General features: G+C 71.4%; 22 protein-coding genes and 1 pseudogene. 21 read left to right on the top strand and 2 right to left on the bottom strand.

Features of this window, described 5'->3' with window-relative positions:
* The 10 genes from ruvX to QM633_RS07725 all read left to right on the top strand — a co-directional run.
* The coding region (gene ruvX / locus QM633_RS07770; RefSeq protein WP_415153172.1) for a Holliday junction resolvase RuvX at positions 1-431 on the top strand (431 nt) is incomplete at its 5' end.
* Positions 424-1,572, top strand: coding sequence for an endolytic transglycosylase MltG (mltG, locus tag QM633_RS07765; protein ID WP_415153171.1), 1,149 nt, complete (start codon positions 424-426; stop codon positions 1,570-1,572). The genes ruvX and mltG, both read left to right, overlap by 8 nt.
* Before the next feature lie 7 nt (positions 1,573-1,579).
* Positions 1,580-2,767 carry a chorismate synthase gene (aroC, locus tag QM633_RS07760; RefSeq protein ID WP_415153170.1) on the top strand — a complete coding sequence of 396 codons (1,188 nt, stop codon included), beginning with the start codon at positions 1,580-1,582 and terminating at the stop codon, positions 2,765-2,767.
* Positions 2,764-3,270: a shikimate kinase gene (locus tag QM633_RS07755; protein ID WP_415153169.1), complete on the top strand. Its 507-nt coding sequence runs from the start codon at positions 2,764-2,766 to the stop codon at positions 3,268-3,270. Before aroC ends, QM633_RS07755 begins: the two co-directional genes overlap by 4 nt.
* On the top strand, positions 3,267-4,352 hold the full coding sequence (gene aroB, locus QM633_RS07750; protein ID WP_415153167.1) for a 3-dehydroquinate synthase: 1,086 nt from the start codon (positions 3,267-3,269) through the stop codon (positions 4,350-4,352). Before QM633_RS07755 ends, aroB begins: the two co-directional genes overlap by 4 nt.
* Before the next feature lie 2 nt (positions 4,353-4,354).
* Positions 4,355-5,017, top strand: coding sequence for an FMN-binding negative transcriptional regulator (locus QM633_RS07745; protein ID WP_415153165.1), 663 nt, complete (start codon positions 4,355-4,357; stop codon positions 5,015-5,017).
* Positions 5,018-5,151: 134 nt separating this feature from the next.
* A complete protein-coding gene (gene efp, locus QM633_RS07740; RefSeq protein ID WP_415153173.1) occupies positions 5,152-5,706 on the top strand; it encodes an elongation factor P in 555 nt (184 codons plus the stop codon).
* Positions 5,707-5,711: 5 nt separating this feature from the next.
* The gene (gene nusB, locus QM633_RS07735; protein WP_415153164.1) at positions 5,712-6,200 is read left to right on the top strand and encodes a transcription antitermination factor NusB; all 489 of its coding nucleotides are present in this window, start codon (positions 5,712-5,714) and stop codon (positions 6,198-6,200) included.
* 25 nt (positions 6,201-6,225) lie between these two features.
* Positions 6,226-8,124 (top strand): hypothetical protein, encoded by a 1,899-nt coding sequence (locus QM633_RS07730; RefSeq protein WP_415153163.1) that lies wholly within the window; start codon positions 6,226-6,228, stop codon positions 8,122-8,124.
* The gene (locus tag QM633_RS07725; protein ID WP_415153162.1) at positions 8,121-8,657 is read left to right on the top strand and encodes a hypothetical protein; all 537 of its coding nucleotides are present in this window, start codon (positions 8,121-8,123) and stop codon (positions 8,655-8,657) included. Before QM633_RS07730 ends, QM633_RS07725 begins: the two co-directional genes overlap by 4 nt.
* A 3-nt stretch (positions 8,658-8,660) precedes the next feature.
* Here the strand turns inward: QM633_RS07725 and QM633_RS07720 are convergent, their stop codons facing one another.
* Positions 8,661-9,305, bottom strand: a complete 645-nt coding sequence (locus QM633_RS07720) for a hypothetical protein (protein ID WP_415153161.1) — start codon at positions 9,303-9,305, stop codon at positions 8,661-8,663.
* An 82-nt stretch (positions 9,306-9,387) separates the two neighbouring features.
* Here QM633_RS07720 and carA point away from each other — a divergent pair, with 82 nt between their 5' ends.
* From carA to QM633_RS07670, 10 genes are all read left to right on the top strand, one after another.
* Positions 9,388-10,563, top strand: coding sequence for a glutamine-hydrolyzing carbamoyl-phosphate synthase small subunit (gene carA, locus QM633_RS07715; protein ID WP_415153160.1), 1,176 nt, complete (start codon positions 9,388-9,390; stop codon positions 10,561-10,563).
* Complete coding sequence (gene carB / locus QM633_RS07710) at positions 10,563-13,895, top strand: carbamoyl-phosphate synthase large subunit (protein ID WP_415153159.1); 3,333 nt, start codon at positions 10,563-10,565, stop codon at positions 13,893-13,895. The genes carA and carB overlap by 1 nt, the downstream gene beginning before the upstream one ends.
* On the top strand, positions 13,895-15,025 hold the full coding sequence (locus QM633_RS07705) for a quinone-dependent dihydroorotate dehydrogenase (RefSeq protein WP_415153158.1): 1,131 nt from the start codon (positions 13,895-13,897) through the stop codon (positions 15,023-15,025). The genes carB and QM633_RS07705 overlap by 1 nt, the downstream gene beginning before the upstream one ends.
* A complete protein-coding gene (gene pyrF / locus QM633_RS07700; protein ID WP_415153157.1) occupies positions 15,022-15,837 on the top strand; it encodes an orotidine-5'-phosphate decarboxylase in 816 nt (271 codons plus the stop codon). Before QM633_RS07705 ends, pyrF begins: the two co-directional genes overlap by 4 nt.
* Positions 15,838-15,951: 114 nt before the next feature.
* Positions 15,952-16,269 carry an integration host factor, actinobacterial type gene (mihF, locus tag QM633_RS07695; RefSeq protein WP_415153156.1) on the top strand — a complete coding sequence of 106 codons (318 nt, stop codon included), beginning with the start codon at positions 15,952-15,954 and terminating at the stop codon, positions 16,267-16,269.
* Positions 16,259-16,810 (top strand): guanylate kinase, encoded by a 552-nt coding sequence (gene gmk, locus QM633_RS07690; protein WP_415153155.1) that lies wholly within the window; start codon positions 16,259-16,261, stop codon positions 16,808-16,810. Before mihF ends, gmk begins: the two co-directional genes overlap by 11 nt.
* Before the next feature lie 66 nt (positions 16,811-16,876).
* The gene (gene rpoZ, locus QM633_RS07685) at positions 16,877-17,215 is read left to right on the top strand and encodes a DNA-directed RNA polymerase subunit omega (RefSeq protein ID WP_415153154.1); all 339 of its coding nucleotides are present in this window, start codon (positions 16,877-16,879) and stop codon (positions 17,213-17,215) included.
* A 7-nt stretch (positions 17,216-17,222) separates the two neighbouring features.
* Complete coding sequence (coaBC, locus tag QM633_RS07680; protein WP_415153153.1) at positions 17,223-18,449, top strand: bifunctional phosphopantothenoylcysteine decarboxylase/phosphopantothenate--cysteine ligase CoaBC; 1,227 nt, start codon at positions 17,223-17,225, stop codon at positions 18,447-18,449.
* A complete protein-coding gene (metK, locus tag QM633_RS07675; RefSeq protein WP_415153152.1) occupies positions 18,446-19,633 on the top strand; it encodes a methionine adenosyltransferase in 1,188 nt (395 codons plus the stop codon). Before coaBC ends, metK begins: the two co-directional genes overlap by 4 nt.
* A complete protein-coding gene (locus QM633_RS07670; RefSeq protein ID WP_415153151.1) occupies positions 19,630-20,478 on the top strand; it encodes a GNAT family N-acetyltransferase in 849 nt (282 codons plus the stop codon). The genes metK and QM633_RS07670 overlap by 4 nt, the downstream gene beginning before the upstream one ends.
* 15 nt (positions 20,479-20,493) lie before the next feature.
* On the opposite strand, the gene QM633_RS07665 is transcribed toward QM633_RS07670, so the two are convergent.
* Positions 20,494-20,847, bottom strand: a complete 354-nt coding sequence (locus QM633_RS07665) for a VOC family protein (RefSeq protein WP_415153150.1) — start codon at positions 20,845-20,847, stop codon at positions 20,494-20,496.
* A 138-nt stretch (positions 20,848-20,985) separates the two neighbouring features.
* Here QM633_RS07665 and QM633_RS07660 point away from each other — a divergent pair.
* A pseudogene (locus tag QM633_RS07660) lies at positions 20,986-21,506 on the top strand (primosome assembly protein PriA); the annotation flags it as partial.

The following is a 21,506-nucleotide window of genomic DNA, read 5'->3' as shown; positions in this document are numbered from 1 at the left end:
TCGCGGCGAGCGACCCCGACGGGATCCTCGCCCACCCCGTGGAGACCGTGCCGGCGGGCCCCGCCGCCCTCGACCGCGTCCGCGCCCTCGTGGCGGAGTACGAGCCGCTGGAGGTCGTGCTCGGCCTGCCGCGCAACCTGGCCGGCGCCGAGGGGCCCGCCGCCGTCGCGATGCGGGAGGTCGCGACGACGCTGGCCGCGGCGCTGCCTGACGTGCCGATCCGGTTGGTCGATGAGAGACTGACCACCGTGACCGCCTCCCGGCAGCTGTCCACCGCCGGACGCAACACCCGTCGGCAGCGTCGGGTGATCGACCAGGCCGCTGCCGTGGCACTCTTGGAGACGGCCCTGCACCACGAACGCACGACCGGCCGGCCGCCAGGGGAACTGCAGCCCGGGCCCGGCGAAGGAAGGACGCCAGCGGATGAGTAACCGATTCCCCGGGGAGATCAGGGATCCCGAGACCGGCAAGCTGGACCTCAAGGAGGTCTGGTACAAGTTCCGTTCGGCGTTCGCCGTGCTGCTGTCGCTGTCGGTGTTCATCGGCGGCGGCTGGTTGGTCTACACCAGGGCGCACGACGCGTGGATGGACTACCGCACCGCCGAGGACTACATCGGCGAAGGGATCGCGCCGGTGGAGGTCGACATCCCGAAGGGAGCGACGATCTCCGACATCGCCAACATCCTCGTCCAGGCCGACGTGGTGAAGACCACCAAGGCGTTCACGCGGGAGGCGGCGGCCAATGCCGACTCCTCGAAGATCGCCTACGGCCGCTACACGCTGAAGACCCAGTTGCCCGCCAAGGTGGCGCTCGCGATGCTGCTCGACCCGGCGAACATCGTGCACAACCGGATGACGCTCAAGGACGGCCAGACGCTCGCGCAGGCCGTCACGACGATGGCGAAGGCGAGCGGGGTGAAGAAGGCCGACTTCGACAGGGCGCTGAAGAACTGGAAGAAGCTGGGCCTGCCCAGCTGGGCCAAGCGGGGCGCGGAAGGCTTCGTCTTCCCCGACACCTACGAGCTGCCGGACAAGCCGACCGCGACCTCGGTGATCAAGCTGGCCACCAAGCAGTTCAACGTCGTCGCCGATGACATCGGCCTCCAGGACGGCGCCGCCGCGCTCGGCTACACGCCCTACGAGGTCCTGATCATGGCCAGCATCATCGAGAAGGAAGCCGGCCCCGTGGAGGAGGACAGGGCGAAGATCGCCCGCGTGTTCTACAACCGGCTCAAGCAGGGGATGCCGCTCCAGTCGGATGCGACGGTCGCCTACGCCAACAACATCACGGGTCGAGTCACCACGACCGATGCCGAGCGGAAGAAGGACTCCCCCTACAACACCTACGTCCACAAGGGGCTGCCGGTGGGACCGATCACCTCGCCGTCGAAGAAGTCGCTGGAGGCGGCGCTGAACCCCGCCCAGGGCGACTGGCTCTACTTCGCCGTCGTCAACCTCGACACCGGCGAGACCGAGTTCAACGCGGACAAGACCGGTCATGACGCGAGCGTCGCGAAGTTCCAGGCCTGGTGTGCCCAGAGCGACGCAAACAAGAAGAAGTGCTTCGGATAGGGCTGGAATGCTGCGCTACCTGACCGCGGGCGAATCCCACGGACGCGCCCTGGTCGCGACCATCGAGGGCATCCCCGCCCACGTCCTGCTGACCTCGCAGGACGTGTCCAGCGCGCTCGCCCGGCGCCGGCTCGGCACCGGCCGTGGCGCGCGGATGAGGTTCGAGGCCGACGAGGTCACCCTGCTCACCGGGGTGCGCCACGGCGAGACCCTCGGTTCACCGATCGCGATCATGGTCGGCAACTCGGAGTGGCCGAAGTGGGAGACCGTGATGGCACCCGACCCGGTGCCGGCGGACGAACTGGCCGAACTGGCCCGCAACGCGGCCCTCACCCGGCCGCGGCCGGGGCACGCCGACCTCGCCGGGATGCAGAAGTACGACTGGGACGAGGCGCGGCCGATCCTGGAACGGGCCTCCGCCCGTGAGACCGCTGCGCGCGTGGCACTCGGACGGGTCGCGGCGAACTTCCTCGAGCAGGCGTTCGGGATCCGCGTGCTCAGCCACGTCGTCCGGATCGGCGCCGCGGAGGCCGCCGCGTCCGTCCTGCCCGGCCCCGACGACCTCGAGGCCGTCGACGCGCACCCCGTCCGCTGCTTCGACGGGGCCGCGGGCCAGGCGATGCTCGACGAGATCGCCGCGGCGAAGGCCGACGGCGACACCCTCGGCGGTGTCGTCGAGGTGCTGGCCTACGGGCTGCCGCCGGGTCTCGGCTCGCACAGCCAGGGCGACCGCCGTTTGGACGCGAAGCTCGCCGGCGCCCTGATGGGCATCCAGGCGATCAAGGGTGTCGAGGTCGGCGACGGCTTCGCGCTGGCGGCGACCAGGGGCAGCCTCGCCCACGACGAGATGCTGCCCGCCGACGGCGGCGTCCACCGGCTCTCCAACCGCTCCGGCGGCACCGAGGGCGGGATGAGCAACGGCGAGGTGCTGCGCGTCCGCGCGGCGATGAAGCCGATCGCCACCGTCCCGCGGGCCCTGCGCACCGTGGACGTGACCACCGGCGAGGCCGCGCAGGCCCACCACCAGCGCTCGGACGTGTGCGCCGTGCCCGCGGCCGGAGTCGTCGCGGAGGCCATGGTGGCGCTGGTCCTGGCCGAGGCCGCGCTGGAGAAGTTCGGCGGCGACTCGCTGGCCGAAATCCGCCGCAACCACGCCGCCTACCTGGCCCGGCTGGCCGAACGGAACCTGGGTTGACCGGTCCCGACCTCGTCCTGGTCGGCATCCCCGGGTCGGGGAAGTCCACCGTCGCCGAGGTGCTCGCCGAGCGGTGGGGCGTGCCGCTGGTCGACGTCGACCGCCTGGTCGAGGACCAGCTGGGCTCCAGCGCCGAGGAGTTCTTCGCCGGCTCCGGCGAGGCGGCCTACCGCGAGATCGAGGAGCGTGCGTCCCTCGCCGCCCTCGCCGGTCCCGGGGTGGTCGTGCTCGGCAGCGGCGCGGTGGACCTGGCGCCGGTGCGTGCCGCCCTGGCCGGGTCTCCGGTGGTGTGGCTGCGGGCCTCCGTCGCGACCGTGACCCGTCGGCTGGGCATGAACACGCTGGGCATGGAGGCGCTGGTCGCCATCCGGGACCGGCTGGGTGCCCTGCTCGCGGGCAGGGCACCCTTGTACGAGGCGGTCGCCACCCTGGCGGTGGACACCGACCGGCGGAGCGCCGCGGAGGTGGCGGACGCGATCAGTCGAGCGAGGAGCGTGGGATGACCTGGGTGCCGATCGACGTCAGCACCGACCAGCCGTACCAGGTGGTGGTGGGACGCGGGGCGTCCAGCCTGCTCCCGCAGTTCCTGGACGGGGTCGAGCGGGTCGCCGTGATCCACCCGCCAGGGCTCGCTTCGCTGCTGCCGGCGATCACCGCCGGGCTCGACCAGCAGGTCACCGCGATCCGCGTCCCCGAGGCCGAGGCCGGCAAGACCGCAGAGGTACTGCAGGGCTGCTGGGAGGCGCTGGCCGGCGCCGGCTTCACCCGCTCGGACGCCGTCCTGGGCCTCGGCGGGGGCGCGACCACCGACCTTGCCGGCTTCGTCGCGGCGACCTGGCTGCGGGGCGTCCGCTACATCGCGCTGCCGACCTCGCTGCTGGCCATGGTGGACGCGGCGGTCGGCGGCAAGACCGGGATCAACCTGAGTGCGGGCAAGAACCTGGTCGGGTCCTTCTACGAGCCGTTCACGGTGCTCGCCGACCTGGACTTCCTGGAGACGCTGCCCGACGGGGAGCTTCGTTCGGGCATGGCCGAGGTGCTCAAGTGTGGCTTCATCGCCGACCCGTCCATCCTGGAGCTGTTCGAGGAGGACCCGGCCGACGCGCTGCTCCCGGCGAGCCCCCGGCAGGCCGAGCTGATCCGCAGGGCGGTCGCCGTGAAGGCTGCCGTGGTCGCCTCCGACCTGCGTGAGCGCACGTCGGTGGGCGGCGACATCGGCAGGGAGGCGCTCAACTACGGGCACACCCTCGGCCACGCCATCGAGCGCGAGGAGCACTTCCTGCTCCGGCACGGGCAGGCGGTGGCGATCGGCATGGTGTTCGCGGCCGAGGTCGCGCGGGAACTCGGCATGATCGACGACCAGCTCCTTGCCCGGCACCGCCGCGTACTCGCCCTGGCCGGCCTGCCGACGAGCTATCCCGAGGGCGTGTGGCTGAAGCTGCGCGAGGCGATGAACCTGGACAAGAAGGCCCGCGGGTCGAGCCTGCGCTACGTCCTGCTGAGCGGGCTCGGCGAGCCCGCCGTGGTGGCCGACCCGAGCGAGGGCGCCCTGGCCGATGCCTTCCTGCGGCTGAACGAGGCCTGAACGTGTACATCCCCGCGCACTTCGCGATGACCCCGGAGCAGATCGCTGAGGTGCTGGCGTCCGGACGGGCCGGTGACCTGGTCACGCACGGACCCGAGGGTCTGGTCGCCACATACGTCCCGATGCTGCACGAGCCGGACGGGACCGGGTTCGGAAGGCTGGTCGGCCACCTGTCGCTGGTGAACGACCAGTGGCGTCCGGGGGAGGCGGGCGAGCCGGTCGAGGCACTGTTCGTGCTGCACGGCCCCGATGACTACGTCGAGGCGGGCTGGCTGAGCACGCCGGCCTCGCCGAACGTCCCGACCTGGAACTACGTCACGGTGCACGCCTGGGGCGAGCTGGTCGTCCACCGCGACCCCGAGTGGATCCTGAGTGTCGTCCGCCGGCTCAGCCGGGCGCACGGAGACGCGTCCGTCGACGCGATGGACTCCGCGGCCGTGGACAAGCTGCTCCGCGCGATCGTGGGGGTGGAGGTGCGGATCACCCGCGTCGACGGCAAGGCCAAGATGAGCCAGAACAAGTCGCCGCAGGTGGTCGGCCAGGTGATCCACGGCCTGCGCGAGGCCGGGAGCCGGGCCACTGCGGACTGGATGGAGGAGCACTCGCTCCCGCGGGCCCGCGCCAAGGCCGACCTGCTGGACGGAATCCGCACCCGCCGTCCGTGACCCCGCCCCGTCGCTGCCGACGGGTCAGAGCTCCGCCGGCCCGGCCCGGCGGAGATTCTGACAAGTCGGCGGGGGCGGCTAGACTGTGCGGTCGCGAAACTCTCCTCGGACGAAAGCGGGCGCTCGTGCCAACCATCTCCACCAACGACCTGAAGAACGGCGTGGTCCTCGACATCGACGGACAGCTGTGGACCGTGATCTGGTTCCAGCACCACAAGCCGGGCAAGGGCAACACGGTCGTGCGCAGCAAGCTCAAGCACGTCCTCACCGGCAAGGTGGTCGACCGCACCTTCAACTCCGACACCAAGGTGGAGTCCGCGAGCGTCGACCGCCGCGACATGCAGTACCTGTACCACGACGGCGAGGCGTACGTGTTCATGGACACCGACACCTACGACCAGCTGAACATCAGCGAGGACGTGGTGGGCGAGGCGAAGAACTACCTGCTGGAGAACCAGGTCGCGACGGTCGCACTGCACGACGGCAACCCGCTCTACATCGACATGCCCGCCTCCGTCGAGCTCGAGGTCACCTACACCGAGCCCGGCCTGCAGGGCGACCGGTCCACCGGCGGCACCAAGCCGGCCACCGTCGAGACCGGCCTGCAGATCCAGGTGCCGTTGTTCATCACCACGGGCGAGAAGGTCAAGGTCGACACCCGCGACGGCAACTACCTCGGCCGGGTCTGACCGGAGTGTCCGACCCGATCCGGATCACCAAGCCCGACGGCACCGTCCTCGAACTGGTGGAGACGATCTCCGCCGAGCCCGAGGGCCGGCGGCCGGCCCGGGCGAAGGCGCGCAAGCGCGCGCTGGACATCCTGTTCGAGGCCGACCTGCGGGAGGCGGCCGCGACCGATGTGCTGGCCGCGCACCGCGCGGAGAACGACCCGCCGGTGCGCGACTTCACCGTCGAACTCGTCGAGGGCGTCGCCGCGCGGGCGGAGGAGCTCGACCGGCGCATCGCGAGTGTGCTGTCCCAGGGCTGGACGCTCGACCGCATGCCCCGGGTCGACCGGAACCTGGCCCGGCTGGCTGCCTTCGAGCTGGTCGCGACCGACACCCCCGCCGACGTCGTCCTCGCCGAGGCCGTCGCCCTGTCCGAGCAGCTGTCCACCGACGACTCCCCGGCCTTCCTCAACGGCCTGCTGTCCGCGCTGATCGCGGACGGGGGAGCGCGGTAGCCGGGACGCCCCGCCCATGCATGCGGTGACCGATTCGCTCGGCCGGCTCTGGGACGAGTTGGCGCTGCTCGTCATCCGGACCGGGCGCACGCTGGGGCGACTGGCCGCCCCCGTGCTCGGCCTGATGCTGCTGGGCTGGTCGGCCAATGAGCTGTCGATCCTGCTGGCCAGCGAGGTGTCCTCCGTCCTGCCCTGGCTGGTGATCGTCATCCTCGCGGTCGGGATGGTGCTGCAGCTGGCATCGATCCTGGCGCTGCTGCGGCTGGTCGCCGTGCACCTGGGCATCCCTGCGATGCTGAAGCGGGCGTCCGTCGAGACCGAGGAGGACGACGGCCGAGACACCGGCCCCGTGCAGCTGCTCACGATCACGCTGCTGCCCTTCCTCGCGATCTACACCACCTTCGGCTTCGTCAGCGACTACGCGTCCGACCTGGTGAAGCTCGCCGGGGTCCGCAAGGGCTACGCGGACTTCATGATCGCGATGAATCCGATCGAGAACCCCACGGTGCTGGCCTGGACGATCGGGTTCCTCGTCGTCGGCTACGGGTTCAAGCTGATCGGCGACCGGTGGCGCGAGCGCACCCGCTTCCCCCTGCTGGTGGGCGTCGTGGAGATCCTCGTCGAGGCCACGGTGGCGCTGCTCGTCCTCCTGGTCGCCTTCCGGATCTGGGAGCAGGTGGTGCTGTGGGCCGACGACCGCGTGTTCCGGCAGTGGCTGGACGACGGCGTGGCCCAGCTGGCCTCCCTCGTCCACCTCGACCTGCCCGCCTTCCTCACCCAGACGTGGGCGTTCTGGGCCGGGACGCTGTGGCCGGTGCTGTTCGACGGCTTCACCCGACCTCTGCTGTGGCTGGCGATGGCCGGCCTGGTGTTCGGAACGAAGGTGCTCAGCCTCGCCGACGTCTGGCGGCTCGGGGAGCCGCCCGGGGAGCAGCCGGCCCGGCGCGGCGCGCGGACACTCGCCCGGCTGCGGGTCGACAGCGAGAACGTGCGCGGAATCCGGCAGTTCGCCCTCACGGCGCAGGAACTGTTCCTCGGCACGGTGGACGAGACGATCCTTCCCGCCTGGCAGTCGCTGCGGCTGGTGCTGCGGGCCGGCTGGCCGTTCCTCGGCGCGTTCGTGATCGCCTTCACCCTCGTGGACACGGCCGGCGACCAGCTGAACCACCTGGCCCTTCACCTCGTCGGCGGCCACCCGATCGACTTCTGGCTGCGCCTGCTGCCCCTGGTCGACCTGGTCAAGCTCGTGCTGGTGATGGGCGTGTTGTGGGTGCTGCTCGCGGTCGCGTACACGCGCGCGCTGTCGATCTTCGCGGCGCAGGCGTCCGAGGCGGTGGAACCCGTGCTGGTGGCCCGCGGCCCCACCCTCGGCGGCGCCGTCCGCACGGGCGGTGTCGAGGCCGTGAGCATCGTCGTCGTCACCGCGCTGGTCGTCGTAGGGGCGGGCCGGCTGCCGGAGTGGGACATGCACGAGACCAACCAGGTCGCCGTGATGCAGTCCGGCGACCTGCAGGGTCAGCAGGTCAAGGCCGGGCAACCGCGGCTCGCCCGTTCGATCGAGGTCGGATCCGAGGTGATCACCACCGACCTCGTGTTCGTCGTGGTGCCGGTGCTGGTCGCCTCGCCCGGGCCGAACGGTGGCAGCGTGCGGCTCACGCTGGTGTCGGGGGAGCGCAGCTACTCGCCGTGGTCGGGATTCGGCGCCCCGATCGCTCCGGCGGGCTTCAAGGTGGCCCAGGAGACCGTGTTCGAGGTGGACCCGGTGGACATCGGCCCCCGGACCGCCCTCGTCTTCGCGCCGGGCGAGGTGTTCTCGTCCTACCAGGAGTGGGTGCAGGTTCCACTCGCCCTGGGGACCGGCCAGGCCGACTCCGCCGACCCGGTCACAACGGTCGAGACGACGCCGCTGGAGGCGGCGGCATGACCGAGCCCCAGACGCCGTGGACGCAGCGCCTCGTGGCGCGGTCGCGCCGGCTGCTGCTCGCCGGCGTGCTCGCCGCTGTGGTCACGGTTGCCGCGTCGCTGTACCTCTCCCGCGGAGACGGCCGGCTGGCCTACGCGACAGCGGAGCCGGGCGCGACGGCCACCGTCGCGGGAGCCACGTTCCACCTCGACCGGCTGTACACGATCAGTGCACTGCCCGGGGCCTTCGACACCACCGAGGCCGTCGACGGGGCGACCTTCGTCATCGCCGACCTGAGTGTCGACCTCACCGGATCGCAGGGCAACGGCTGCCTGGCCTACCTCAAGGCCGGCGACTACTGGTTCGCCAGCGAGCTGGCGTACACCCCCTCCGACCCGGACGCGAGCCCGCTCTGCTCTGCCGGCACCGACGGCACCGTGTCGATGGCCTTCCAGGTTCCGCGGCGGCTGGTCGGTCAGGTCGACGGCGTGCGCATCGACATCGTCGACGGCGAGCGGGTGGCCCGCCTGGTCCTGCCGGCGGCAATCGGCTGAGGGCTATTTCTCGGCGGGCAGGATCGTCAGCGGCAGGGTGACGATCCTGCCGCGTGCGGTGGAGTCCGGGTTCCACGTCTTCTGCCCGCCGGACACACCGAGCACCGAGTTGTCGGTGTACTCGAACGGGAACACGCCGGCCACGACCGTATCTGCGAACCTCGTCCGGGCGGGCAGGGTGAATCCTGCGGCCAGTTCGACCGGGGTGCCGCCCGGGGGCACGACGGTCCTGCGCCAGGTGCCACCGAGTTCGACGCTGCTCAGCACGGCGCTCTGCTGCCCGCGGGCGGGCACGACGGCCAGGTTGCCCGCGCCGCCCTGGACGGGGGCCAGCGACTCGTCGTGCGGGTTGCTCACGGTGCCGTGGAGGATGAGCGTCCACGTGCCGGTGCTGTCCTGCTGCGCGGTGGCGTCGTCGAGGACGAAGACCAGGTTGCCCGCGTCGATCTCCTCTCCCGGCTGCGCGGAGGCGTAGTCGCGGCGCTCGTCGAAGCCGCCCAGCGCCCACCCGGCCAGGCCGGCCAGCAGGACGACGACGAGGGCCACCACCAGGGTGCGGGGGACACGGCGGGGCCGGCCACCGGGGCCGCCCGAGGACGGGGCGTCCGTGCGCACAGCGGGAGCGTCCATCGCGTGTCCATCGGCCACGACGCGGATTCTAGCCCGCGCAGGTTTGGTAACCTCGTCCGGGTTCGACAGCAGACCCGGGCTCCCTACGCGAAGGATGTCGATGCCGAGCAGCTACCACTCCTGTGAACAGATCCCCGCCTTGCTGGTGCTGGAGGACGGGCGCAGTTTCCGGGGGGTTTCCTTCGGCGCGCGCGGTGAGACCTTCGGTGAGGCGGTGTTCTCCACCGGCATGTCGGGCTACCAGGAGACGCTGACCGACCCGAGTTACCACCGCCAGGTCGTGGTGGCGACCGCGCCGCACATTGGCAACACCGGCTGGAACGACGAGGACGACGAGTCCGGCCGGATCTGGGTGGCGGGCTACGTGGTGCGCGACCTGTCCCGGGTGCGTTCGAACTGGCGCTCCAACCGTTCGCTGGACCAGGCACTGCGCGAGCAGGGAGTCGTGGGGATCGCGGAGCTCGACACCCGCGCGCTGACCCGGCACCTGCGCGAACGAGGGGCCATGCGGGTCGGCATCTCCACCGAAGACCTCGACGTCGACCGGCTGCTCGCGAAGGTGCTCGCGTCCCCGCAGATGGCAGGAGCCAACCTGGTCGCGGACGTCACCGTCCACCAGGCCGAGGTGACACCCGCGGTGGGGGAGAAGCGGTTCACCGTCGCGGCGATCGACCTCGGCATCAAGGACATGACCCCCACCCGGATGTCCGAGCGTGGCATCGAGGTGCACCTGCTGCCCGCCGACGTCGGCATCGACCAGGTCCGCGAGGTCGCCCCGGACGGCGTGTTCTTCTCCAACGGGCCCGGCGACCCGGCGGCCGCCGACGACGCGGTCGCGCTGCTCCAGCAGGTCCTCGACGCGGACCTGCCCTACTTCGGCATCTGCTTCGGCAACCAGATCTTCGGCCGCGCGCTCGGCTTCGGCACCTACAAACTGAAGTACGGCCACCGCGGCATCAACCAGCCGGTGAAGGACCTCACCACCAACAAGGTGGAGGTGACCGCGCACAACCACGGTTTCGCCGTGGACGCACCGCTCCAGGGCGGTACGGACACGAAATGGGGCGAGGCGAGGGTCTCGCACGTGAACCTCAACGACGACGTCGTGGAGGGACTCGAGCTGCGCGCGGCCGACGGCGAGTTGCGGGGCTTCTCCGTCCAGTACCACCCGGAGGCCGCGGCCGGGCCCCACGACGCGGCCTACCTGTTCGACCGGTTCGTCGCCATGATGGACGCGCACCGAACCGCCCGCTCCACACAGGAGGGAGACGCCTGATGCCCCGCCGCGACGACATCTCCTCGATCCTGGTGATCGGCTCCGGCCCGATCGTGATCGGCCAGGCCTGCGAGTTCGACTACTCCGGCACCCAGGCCTGCCGCGTGCTTCGCGAGGAGGGCTTCCGGGTCGTCCTGGTGAACTCCAACCCGGCCACGATCATGACCGACCCGGAGTTCGCCGACGCCACCTACATCGAGCCGATCCAGCCCGAGTACCTCGAGCAGGTGATCGCGGCCGAGCGTCCGGACGCCCTGCTGGCCACCCTCGGCGGCCAGACCGCGCTCAACGCCGCGGTCGCCCTGCACTCCTCGGGGGTGCTCGCGAAGTACGGGGTCGAGCTGATCGGCGCCTCCTTCGAGGCGATCCAGTCCGGCGAGGACAGGGAGAAGTTCAAGGAGATCGTCGCCTCTCTCGACGTCCCCGGTGCCCACCCCGAGGTCGCCCGATCCGCCATCTGCCACACCATGGACGAGGTGCTGGCGGCGGCGGCCGACCTCGGCTACCCGGTGGTGGTGCGTCCCTCCTTCACCATGGGCGGCGTCGGCTCCGGCTTCGCCCACGATCCCGAGGAACTGCGGCGGATCGCCGGCCGCGGCCTGCAGGCATCCCCGGTCACCGAGGTGCTGATCGAGGAGTCCGTGCTCGGCTGGAAGGAGTACGAGCTGGAGGTGATGCGGGACAAGGCGGACAACGTCGTGATCGTCTGCAGCATCGAGAACCTCGACCCGATGGGCGTGCACACCGGAGACTCGATCACGGTGGCTCCTGCGATGACGCTCACCGACCGCGAGTACCAGGCCATGCGCGACGTCGGCATCGCGGTGATCCGTGCGGTCGGCGTCGACACCGGCGGCTGCAACATCCAGTTCGCGATCAACCCCGACAACGGCCGGATGATCGTCATCGAGATGAATCCGCGGGTCTCCCGGTCCTCCGCGCTCGCGTCCAAGGCCACCGGCTTCCCGATCGCGAAGATCGCGGCCAAGGTCGCGGTCGGCTACACCCTCGACGAGATCCCCAACGACATCACCGCGGAGACCCCGGCGTCCTTCGAACCCAGCCTCGACTACGTCGTGGTCAAGGCACCGCGGTTCGCGTTCGAGAAGTTCCCGACCGCCGACTCCACCCTCACCACGCACATGAAGAGCGTCGGCGAGGCGATGGCGATCGGCCGCAACTTCACCGAGGCGCTCGGCAAGGCGCTGCGCTCGCTGGAGGACGCCAGGGCCGGCTTCGACTTCACCGGCCGGATCGACGCGTCGCTGGACGAGGTGCTGGCCAGCATGGCGCGCCCGCACGACGGCCGGCTGGCCGAGGTGATGACGGCCTTCCGGCTCGGTGCGACCGCCGCGCAGGTCCACGAGGCCACCAAGATCGATCCCTGGTTCGTCGACCAGCTCCAGCTGGTCTTCGAGGTCGCCCACGAGGTGCGCACCGCCCCGGAGCTGACCGCCGACCTGCTGCGGCTGGCGAAGCGCCACGGCCTCTCCGACGAGCAGGTGGCACGGCTGCGCAACCTGTCCACCGACGTGGTGCGCGGGGTGCGGTGGGCACTCGGCGTCCGCCCGGTCTACAAGACCGTCGACACCTGCGCGGCCGAGTTCGCCGCCCGCACGCCGTACCACTACTCCTCCTACGACGAGGAGAACGAGGTGGCGCCGCGGGACAAGCCCGCCGTGTTGATCCTCGGCTCCGGCCCGAACCGGATCGGCCAGGGCATCGAGTTCGACTACTCCTGCGTGCACGCGGCGATGGCGATCCGGGCCGCCGGCTACGAGGCCGTCATGGTCAACTGCAACCCCGAGACGGTCTCCACCGACTACGACACCTCCGACCGGCTGTACTTCGAGCCGCTCACGCTGGAGGACGTGCTGGAGGTCTACCACGCCGAGGCCGCGGCCGGTCCCGTGGCCGGTGTGATCGTGCAGCTCGGCGGGCAGACCCCGCTGAAGCTCGCCCAGGCGCTCAAGGACGCGGGCGTCCCGATCGTCGGCACCTCGCCGGAGGCGATTAACCTCGCCGAGGAGCGGGGCGCGTTCGGCACCGTCCTGTCCGACGCCGGGCTCACGGCCCCTGCCTACGGAATGGCGGAGTCGTCGGAGCAGGCGCTCGGGATCGCGCACGAGATCGGCTACCCGGTGCTGGTCCGCCCCTCCTACGTGCTGGGCGGGCGGGGCATGGAGATCGTCTACGACGACACGTCGCTGGTCGCCTACATCGAGCGGGCCACCGACATCACCCCGTCCCGGCCGGTGCTGGTCGACCGTTTCCTCGACGACGCGATCGAGATCGACGTCGACGCGCTGTTCGACGGCGCCGAGCTGTACCTGGGCGGCGTGATGGAACACATCGAGGAGGCCGGGATCCACTCCGGCGACTCGGCGTGCTCGCTGCCCCCGATCACACTCGGCAACGAGGTGATCGAGCAGATCCGTTCCGCCACCGAGGCGATCGCGCGCGGGGTGGGTGTGCGTGGCCTGCTGAACATCCAGTACGCGCTGCTCGGCGACGTGCTGTACGTGCTGGAGGCGAACCCGCGGGCCTCCCGCACCGTCCCGTTCGTCTCCAAGGCGACCGACACCCAGCTGGCGAAGGCCGCGACCCGGATCTCGCTCGGCGCCAGCATCGCCGACCTGCGCGCGGAGGGGGTGCTGCGCGCCGCCGGCTGCGACGGCACCACCACGCTGGAGTCCGCGCCGATCGCCGTCAAGGAGGCGGTGATGCCGTTCAACCGGTTCCGCACCGCCGACGGCTCCTGGGTGGACACCCTGCTCGGCCCCGAGATGAAGTCCACCGGCGAGGTGATGGGGCTGGACGCGACCTTCGGGACCGCGTTCGCGAAGAGCCAGGCGGCGTCCTTCGGCAGCGTGCCGACCGGCGGCACGGTGTTCGTCTCGGTCGCGAACCGGGACAAGCGGCACGCCATCTTCCCGGTCAAGCGGCTGGCCGACCTCGGGTTCACCGTGCTGGCCACCGAGGGCACCGCCCAGGTGCTGCGGCGTCAGGACGTGGAGGTCACCACGATCCGGAAGGCGTCGCAGGGGCCCGGCCCGAACGGGGAGAAGACGGTCGTGCAGGCCATCCTGGACGGCGAGGTGGACCTCATCTTCAACACCCCGCAGGGCGTCTCCAAGGACGGCAACCCGCGCAGGGACGGCTGGGAGATCCGGTCGGCGGCGATCCTCGCCGACGTGCCGTGCGTGACCACCGTGCAGGGCCTGTCGGCCTGTGTCCAGGGCATCGAGGCGCTGCGCCGGGGCGCGGTCGGCGTCCGGCCACTGCAGGAGTGGAGCGCGGACGTCCGCTCCGAACTCGCCGACCTCGACTGATGGGGCTCCCCGCAGGGCTCCTGGACGCCGGGTACACCAGGCTGCTCCGCCCGGTGCTGTTCCGGGCCTGCGGCGGCGACCCCGAGGCGATCCACGAGCTGATGATCCGCGTTCTGGCCGGGTTCGGCTCCGCGGGCCCCGCTGCGGCGCTCACCGGGCTGGTCGCGGGCAGCCGGGGCCGCCGGACCACGGTCGCGGGAATCGACTTCGGTTCCCGGGTCGGCCTGGCCGCGGGCCTCGACAAGGACGCCACCGCGGTACTCGCCTGGCGCGGTCTCGGCTTCGGCTTCGCCGAGCTGGGCACCGTCACCGCGCGCGCCCAGCCGGGCAACCCCAGGCCCCGCATGTTCCGGCTGCGGGACTCGAAGGCCGTGATCAACCGGATGGGGTTCAACAACCCCGGCGCGGAGGCCGTCGCCGCCACGCTGGCCGCCCGGAACGTGTTCCGCGGCAACGGCGTGGCGGGCATCCCGATCGGGATCTCGATCGGGAAGACCAAGCTCGTCGAGCTCGCCGACGCGGTGTCCGACTATCTGTCGTCCTACCGCCTGCTCGCCCCGCACGCCGACTACGTCGCCGTGAACGTGTCCAGCCCCAACACCCCCGGCCTCCGCTCGCTGCAGGACGGGGGAGCGCTGGCGGACCTGCTCGGCGCCCTGGTGAGCGAGGCAGCCACCATGGCGGCCGAGAGCCACCCGTCGGTGCCGGAGCGGGGCCCTGGCCGCTGCGGCCCGATGCCGATCTTCGTGAAGGTCGCCCCCGACCTGACCTGGGCCCAGCTGGACGAGGTGCTCGCGACGTGCGCCGACCACGGAGCCGCGGGGCTGATCGCCACCAACACCACGCTGGCCCGCGACGGGCTGGCCGCGTCCGACCAGACCAGAGCGGCGGAGGCGGGCGGGCTGTCCGGAGCTCCGCTGACCCGGCGTGCGCGGGAGGTCGTCGGCTACGTCTGCGAGCACACCGATCTTCCGGTGATGGGGGTCGGCGGGGTGATCACCGCCGCCGATGCGATGGCGCTGTTCGACGCCGGGGCGAGCCTCGTCCAGCTCTACACTGGCTTCATCTACGGTGGGCCGGGGCTCCCGGCCGCGGTGAACGCCCTCGACGTGGAAAGGCAGGGATCGTGACCACCTACTGGCGACGCCTGAGGGAGGTGGTCGCCGACCGCGGGCCCCTCTGTGTCGGGATCGACCCGCACCCCTCCCAGCTCAAGGCCTGGGGCCTGGACCCGACCGCCGCCGGCGCGGAGCGGTGCGCCCGCACCCTCGTCGACGCCCTGGGCGGAATGGTCGCGGCCTTCAAGCCGCAGTCGGCCTTCTTCGAGGCCTACGGCTCGGCCGGCGTGGCCGCGCTGGAGCGGGTCCTGGCCGACATCTCCGGCACCGGCGCGTTGAGCATCCTGGACGTCAAACGCGGCGACATCGGCTCCACCATGGAGGCGTACGCCGACGCCTACCTCGCCGACGGCTCACCGCTCGCCGCGGACGCGATCACCCTGTCGCCGTATCTCGGCTTCGGATCGCTGGCCCCTGCCTTCGAGCGAGCCCACCGCTACGAGCGCGGCGTGTACGTGCTCGCCCGCACGTCGAACCCGGAGGGCGGCCAGGTGCAGCTGGCGCTGAGCAGGGACGCGTCGGTCGTGCAGTCGATCATCGACGCCGCCACCGAGGTGAACCACGCCTCCCGGCAGAAGGCGATCGGCCTGGTCGTCGGCGGGACCCACGAGAACCTGGGCTGCGACCTGAGCGATTTCAACGGCTCGATCCTCGTGCCGGGGATCGGATTCCAGGGTGGGCGGATGGAGGACCTCCCCGGACTCTTCGGGGACGCGGTCGACCAGGTCCTCGCCGTCGTGGGCCGCGGCGTGATCTCGGCGGGCCCGGACTCCTCGGCCCTGCGCGGCAGGGTGTCCGAGCTGCTCTCCGCCTCCGTCCGCTGAACCGGCCTCCATCACACCTAGTGCGTGAACATTTTGGTTCGGATGACGGCGGACGCGCGGGACGCTAGGTTGGGCGTGCAAGGCAAGCCAAAGACCCCAGACGAAGGCACTGCAGTGACGATCCCCCAGCTCACCACCGAGCAACTCGAAGCCGCCCGCGCGGCGGCCACCGAAGCCCGCCGCCGGCGTGCTGACCTGAAGAGCAAGGTGCGCACCGGTGCGCTCACGCTCAGCCAGGCCCTCGAGATCGCGGCGGACGACGACATCCTCGCCCACGTCAAGGTCGTGGACCTGCTGAAGGCGCTTCCGCGAGTCGGCGAGAAGCGTGCGAGCGTGGTGATGGAGCGCCTCGACATCGCATCGAACCGGCGAATCCGCGGGCTCGGCCGCCATCAGGTGGCCGGCCTGAAGGCCGAGTTCAGTGATCGGTGACCTCACCGTCATCTCTGGTCCGACCGCGGTGGGCAAGGGCACGGTCGTCCGGGCCCTCCGCGAAGGCCATCCCGACGTCTGGGTGTCGGTCTCCGCGACGACGCGGAACCCCCGGCCCGGCGAGGTGGACGGCGAGCACTACCTGTTCGTGAGCGAGGCGGAGTTCGACGACCTCGTCGCCTCCGACGGCCTGCTGGAGTGGGCGCTGGTACACGGCACCGACCGCTACGGCACCCCGGCGGCCCCGGTGCGGGCCGCGGTGGCCGCCGGCCGGCGGGTCATCCTCGAGATCGAGGTGCAGGGCGCGCGGCAGGTGAAGCGGCGGATGCCGGATGTCCGGACGGTGTTCATCGCCCCGCCCACCTGGGACACGCTGAAGCAGCGGCTGGTGGCCAGAGGCACGGAGACACCGGCGCAGATGGCCCGTCGGCTGCAGACGGCGGAGGGCGAACTCGCCGTCGCCGCGGAGTTCGACCACGTCGTCGTGAACGACGATTTGGGCGCTGCGGTGGAGCAGTTGGTAGAGTTGTTGGGTCTGTGACGGCATGCACCGGTTCCTCGCCGGGGATTCTCGCGTGCGCCGCGTTCTTCAATCAGGAAGCTGAACTTGAGCACTCACACTCCCGAGGGAATCACCAACCCGCCGATCGACGACCTGCTGACCCGGGTCGACTCCAAGTACCGGCTGGTGCTCTTCGCCGCGAAGCGCGCCCGCCAGATCAACGCCTACTACTCCCAGCTCGGCGAGGGACTGCTGGAGAACGTCGGCCCGCTGGTGGACATCGGCATCCAGGAGAAGCCGCTCTCGATCGCCCTGCGCGAGATCGCCGCGGACGTGCTGGAGTGCACGGAGATCGACCCCGAGGCCGAGGCCGCCGCCCGCGCCGAGGCCGCCGGCGATCCGGACTTCTCGCTCGACCCGTTCGGCTCCGACGACCTGGGCTGAGCCCCCGATGAGCCGGATCGTGCTCGGCGTGGCCGGCGGGATCGCCGCGTACAAGGCCTGCCTGCTGCTGCGCCGGTTCACCGAGGCCGGCCACGACGTCCACGTGGTGCCGACCGCCAACGCGTTGTCGTTCGTCGGGGAGCCCACGTGGGCGGCCCTATCCGGCCACGCCGTGCACACCTCGGTGTTCGCCGACGCCCACGAGGTGCCCCACGTCCGGCTCGGCCGCGACGCCGACCTCGTCGTGGTCGCCCCGGCCTCCGCCGACCTGCTCGCACGGGCCGCGTCCGGGCGGGCCGACGACCTGCTCACCAACGTCCTGCTCACCGCCACCTGCCCGGTGGTGATGGCCCCGGCGATGCACACCGAGATGTGGCACCACCGGGCCACCCAGGCCAATGTCGCCACGCTGCGGTCCCGCGGCGTGGTCGTGCTGCGTCCGGCGGAGGGCCGGCTCACCGGGGCCGACTCGGGGGCAGGGCGGCTGCCTGAGCCGGAGGACATCGAAGCGTCCGCCCTGGCGGCGCTTGCCGACCCCCAGGCCGCGGCACGGATGTCAGCGCAGGACCTCTCCGGCCGGCGCGCCCTGATCAGCGCCGGAGGGACGCGGGAACCGCTGGACCCGGTCCGCTTCCTCGGCAACTCCTCCTCCGGCCTGATGGGCGTGGCCCTCGCGCGGGCCTGCGTCCAGCGCGGCGCCGAGGTCACCCTGGTCGCGGCGAACCTCGCGATCGAGCCGCCGGCGGGCGTGAGCGTCGTACCGGTGCTGTCGACCGGCGACCTGGCCGCGGCCATGGCCGAACACGCGCCGGCGGCGGATCTCGTCGTGATGTCCGCTGCTCCTGCCGACTTCACCCCGGTTCGCCCCAGCGACACGAAGCTGAAGAAGACCGGCGAGGAGGGGCTCACCGTGGAGTTCACCCAGACCACCGACGTCCTCGCCGGGCTGTCCGCCCGGCGTCCGGATGGCCAGGTGGTGGTCGGTTTCGCGGCGGAGACCGCCTCCGACGACCGTGACCTGGTTCGCCTCGGCACCGAGAAGCTCGCCCGCAAGGGCTGCCAGCTGCTGGTGCTGAACAACGTGTCCGGTGGCGCGGTGTTCGGTGCCGAGGAGAACCGGGTGCTGCTGCTCGCGGCGACCGGCCTGGTCGGTCAGGCGGCCGGTTCGAAGACGTCGGTGGCCCATGCCATAGTGGACGCTGCCGTTGCCGTCAGCGAAAGGAGGCCTGCGTGAGCAGGCTGTTCACTTCCGAGTCCGTCACCGAGGGTCACCCCGACAAGGTCGCCGACTCGATCTCCGACGCCGTCCTCGACGAGCTGCTGCGGCAGGACCCGTCCTCGCGGGTCGCCGTGGAGACGCTGGTCACCACCGGCACCGTCGTGGTGGCGGGCGAGGTGACCACCGATGCGTACGCCGACGTGGCGCAGCTGGCCCGGCAGCGGATCCTCGACATCGGCTACGACTCCTCGGAGAAGAGCTTCGACGGGCGCTCCTGCGGCGTGCTGGTGTCGCTCGGCGTGCAGTCGCCCGACATCGCGCAGGGTGTGAACAGCGCCGAGGAGCAGCGCGAGGAGGGGTCCTGCGACGCGCTCGACGCACAGGGCGCCGGTGACCAGGGCCTGATGTTCGGCTACGCCTGCACCGACACTGCGACGTTGATGCCGCTGCCGATCGACATCGCGCACCGGCTCGCCGAGCGGCTCGCCGAGGTGCGGCGCTCCGGCGAGCTCGACTTCCTGCTGCCCGACGGCAAGACACAGGTCACGATCGAGTACGCCGGCGACGTACCCGTCCGCGTGGACACCGTCGTGGTGTCCAGCCAGCACGTGGAGGCGGCGACCCACGACGTGATCTCCGCCGAGGTGCGCGCGCGGGTGATCGAGCCCGTGCTGGCGCGCTACCCGATCCCGACCGCGGGCCTGAAGACCTACGTGAACCCGACCGGCACCTTCGTGATCGGCGGCCCGATGGGCGATGCGGGGGTGACCGGGCGCAAGATCATCGTCGACACCTATGGCGGCATGGCGCGCCACGGCGGCGGCGCGTTCTCGGGCAAGGACCCCTCCAAGGTCGACCGCTCGGCGGCGTACGCGATGCGCTGGGTGGCGAAGAACGTCGTCGCGGCAGGGTTGGCCGACCGGTGCGAGGTGCAGGTGGCCTACGCGATCGGCCGGGCGCACCCGGTCGGCTTCTACACCGAGTGCTTCGGCACCGAGAAGGTGCCGGTCGACCAGATCACCGATGCGGTGCTGGGCGTCTTCGACCTGCGCCCCGCCGCGATCATTCGTGATCTCGACCTGATCCGTCCGATCTACTCCTGCGTCACCAACTACGGTCACTTCGGCCGCGAACTCGACGCGATGACGTGGGAGCGCACCGATCGGGCCGAGGCCCTCTCCGCCGCCGTCAAGGGGTGAGCCGACCTCGCCCTCGGCCGTCCGGTCCGGGGACGGAGGTCCGGCGCTACACCGACGCGGGGGAGCTCTGGCCGATCCTCGAGCCGCTCGTCCAGGTCGAGCCGGTGTTGCTGTCGGTGCTCGCGTCGACCGTGAACGGCTGTCTCAGGGTTCCCCTGCCCCAGGCGTCCTTCTTCCTCGTCGAACGGCCGGGTCGTCCGCTGTTCCCCGCCATGCACACCCCTGGGCACCTGCTCCACCTGCCGTTGTCCGGCCCCGGTGCGGCCGCCGCCCTGGCGCGGTTCGTCTTCGCCGAGGGCCTTCGTCCCGGCGGGGTCGGCGGTCAGCAGGACTCCGTCACCGCCTTCGCCGACACCTGGTGTTCCCTGACCGGGCTCAACCAGCGGGTCGTGATGCGGATGGGCGTCCACGACCTGCCCGGTCCGCCGGTGCTGCGCCGGCCCGCGTCGGGGCGGGCGAGGGTCGCCACGATCACGGACACCACGCTGGTGGACGGTTGGCTGGCCGCCTTCTCGGCGGAGACCGGCGTGCCGGCGACGACGTCCGCGCTCTTCCTGCGCGACCGAAGGGTACGGCTGTGGTGCGACCCCGAGCCGGTCGCGATGGCCTGCCACAGCGTGCCCGCCGGCGGGGTGAGCAGGGTCAGCTATGTCTACACCCCGCCCCCGGCGCGGGGTCACGGCTACGCCAGTGCCGTCACCGCGGCCGTGAGCACCGCCCTGGTGGAGAGCGGCCTGCGCTGCATGCTCTACACCGATCTCGCGAACCCCACCAGCAACGGCATCTACGCCGCGATCGGCTATCGCCGCCTCGGCGAGACCGTGGACGTGGAGTTCACCGGCTGAGCCCTGGCGCCGGCCTCACGGCTCCACCTCGGTGAAGAGGGCGAGGCGGTTCCCGTCGGGGTCGACGAAGTCGAAGTACTCCAGAACATTGTCGACCTGCGCGAGGTCGCCCACGGCGACACCCAGCGCGGCGAGGCGCGAGCGCTCCGACGTGACGTCAGGGACCTCGATCTGGACCGTGGCGAGCTCGGCCGCGAGCCCGCCGCGGCTCTCGGCGAGCTGCACCCAGATCGGTCCCAGCTTGAACTCCACGACGCCGTCGGAGGGTTCGAGGTCCGGGGTGTCGAGCTCGAACGCGCAGCGGTACCACTCCACACTGCGGGCCAGGTCGGTGCACGGCAGCCCGACCGTCACGCTCTGGATCCTCATCCTCCAGATTCTCGTCGTGCCCGGCCCGCTCCGGCGAGCACCCCGGCGCTGTTTGGCCCATCGTGCACCGCTGCCGGACGGCGACGGCGCATTCGTCCACCGCCACGGGCGTCGGACCGGACGCCTACGATGCCAGCCATGGACGAACCGGTGGCGAAGGTGGCGGTCGACCTGCCGCTGGCCAACCTCGACCGGCCGTTCGACTACGCCGTCCCCGACGAACTGGACCGCGTCGCCCGTCCCGGAGCCCGGGTGAAGGTCCGCTTCGCCGGCCAGCTCCGCGACGGGTTCATCCTCGAGCGCGCGGACCACGGGGAGCGGACCGACCTGAGCCCCCTGCACAAGGTGGTCTCGCCGGAGCCCGTCCTCACGCCCCGGATCGCCGCGCTGGTCCGGGCGGTCGCCGATCACTATGCGGGCAGCTTCGCCGACGTCGTCCGCACCGCGGTGCCACCGCGCCACGCGGCGACGGAGAAGGCTTCGCCGCCCGACCACCCGGCACCGGCCGCCCGGCCCGCGGAGCCCCAGGTCCTTGCCGGCTACCCGGGCTCCGCGCACCTGGTGGCCGCCTTGACCGACGGCGGCCGCCCTCGCGCGGCGTGGTCGGTGCTGCCGACGACCACTCCGGCGGGCGACTGGGCCGCCGGCTTCGTCGAGGC

The organism is Propionicimonas sp. (genome assembly GCF_047606205.1).
In the GTDB taxonomy this organism is placed as follows: Bacteria; Actinomycetota; Actinomycetes; order Propionibacteriales; family Propionibacteriaceae; genus Propionicimonas.
The sequence above is the reverse complement of the archived record's forward strand: the minus strand, read 5'-3'. Positions and strand labels throughout refer to the sequence as shown.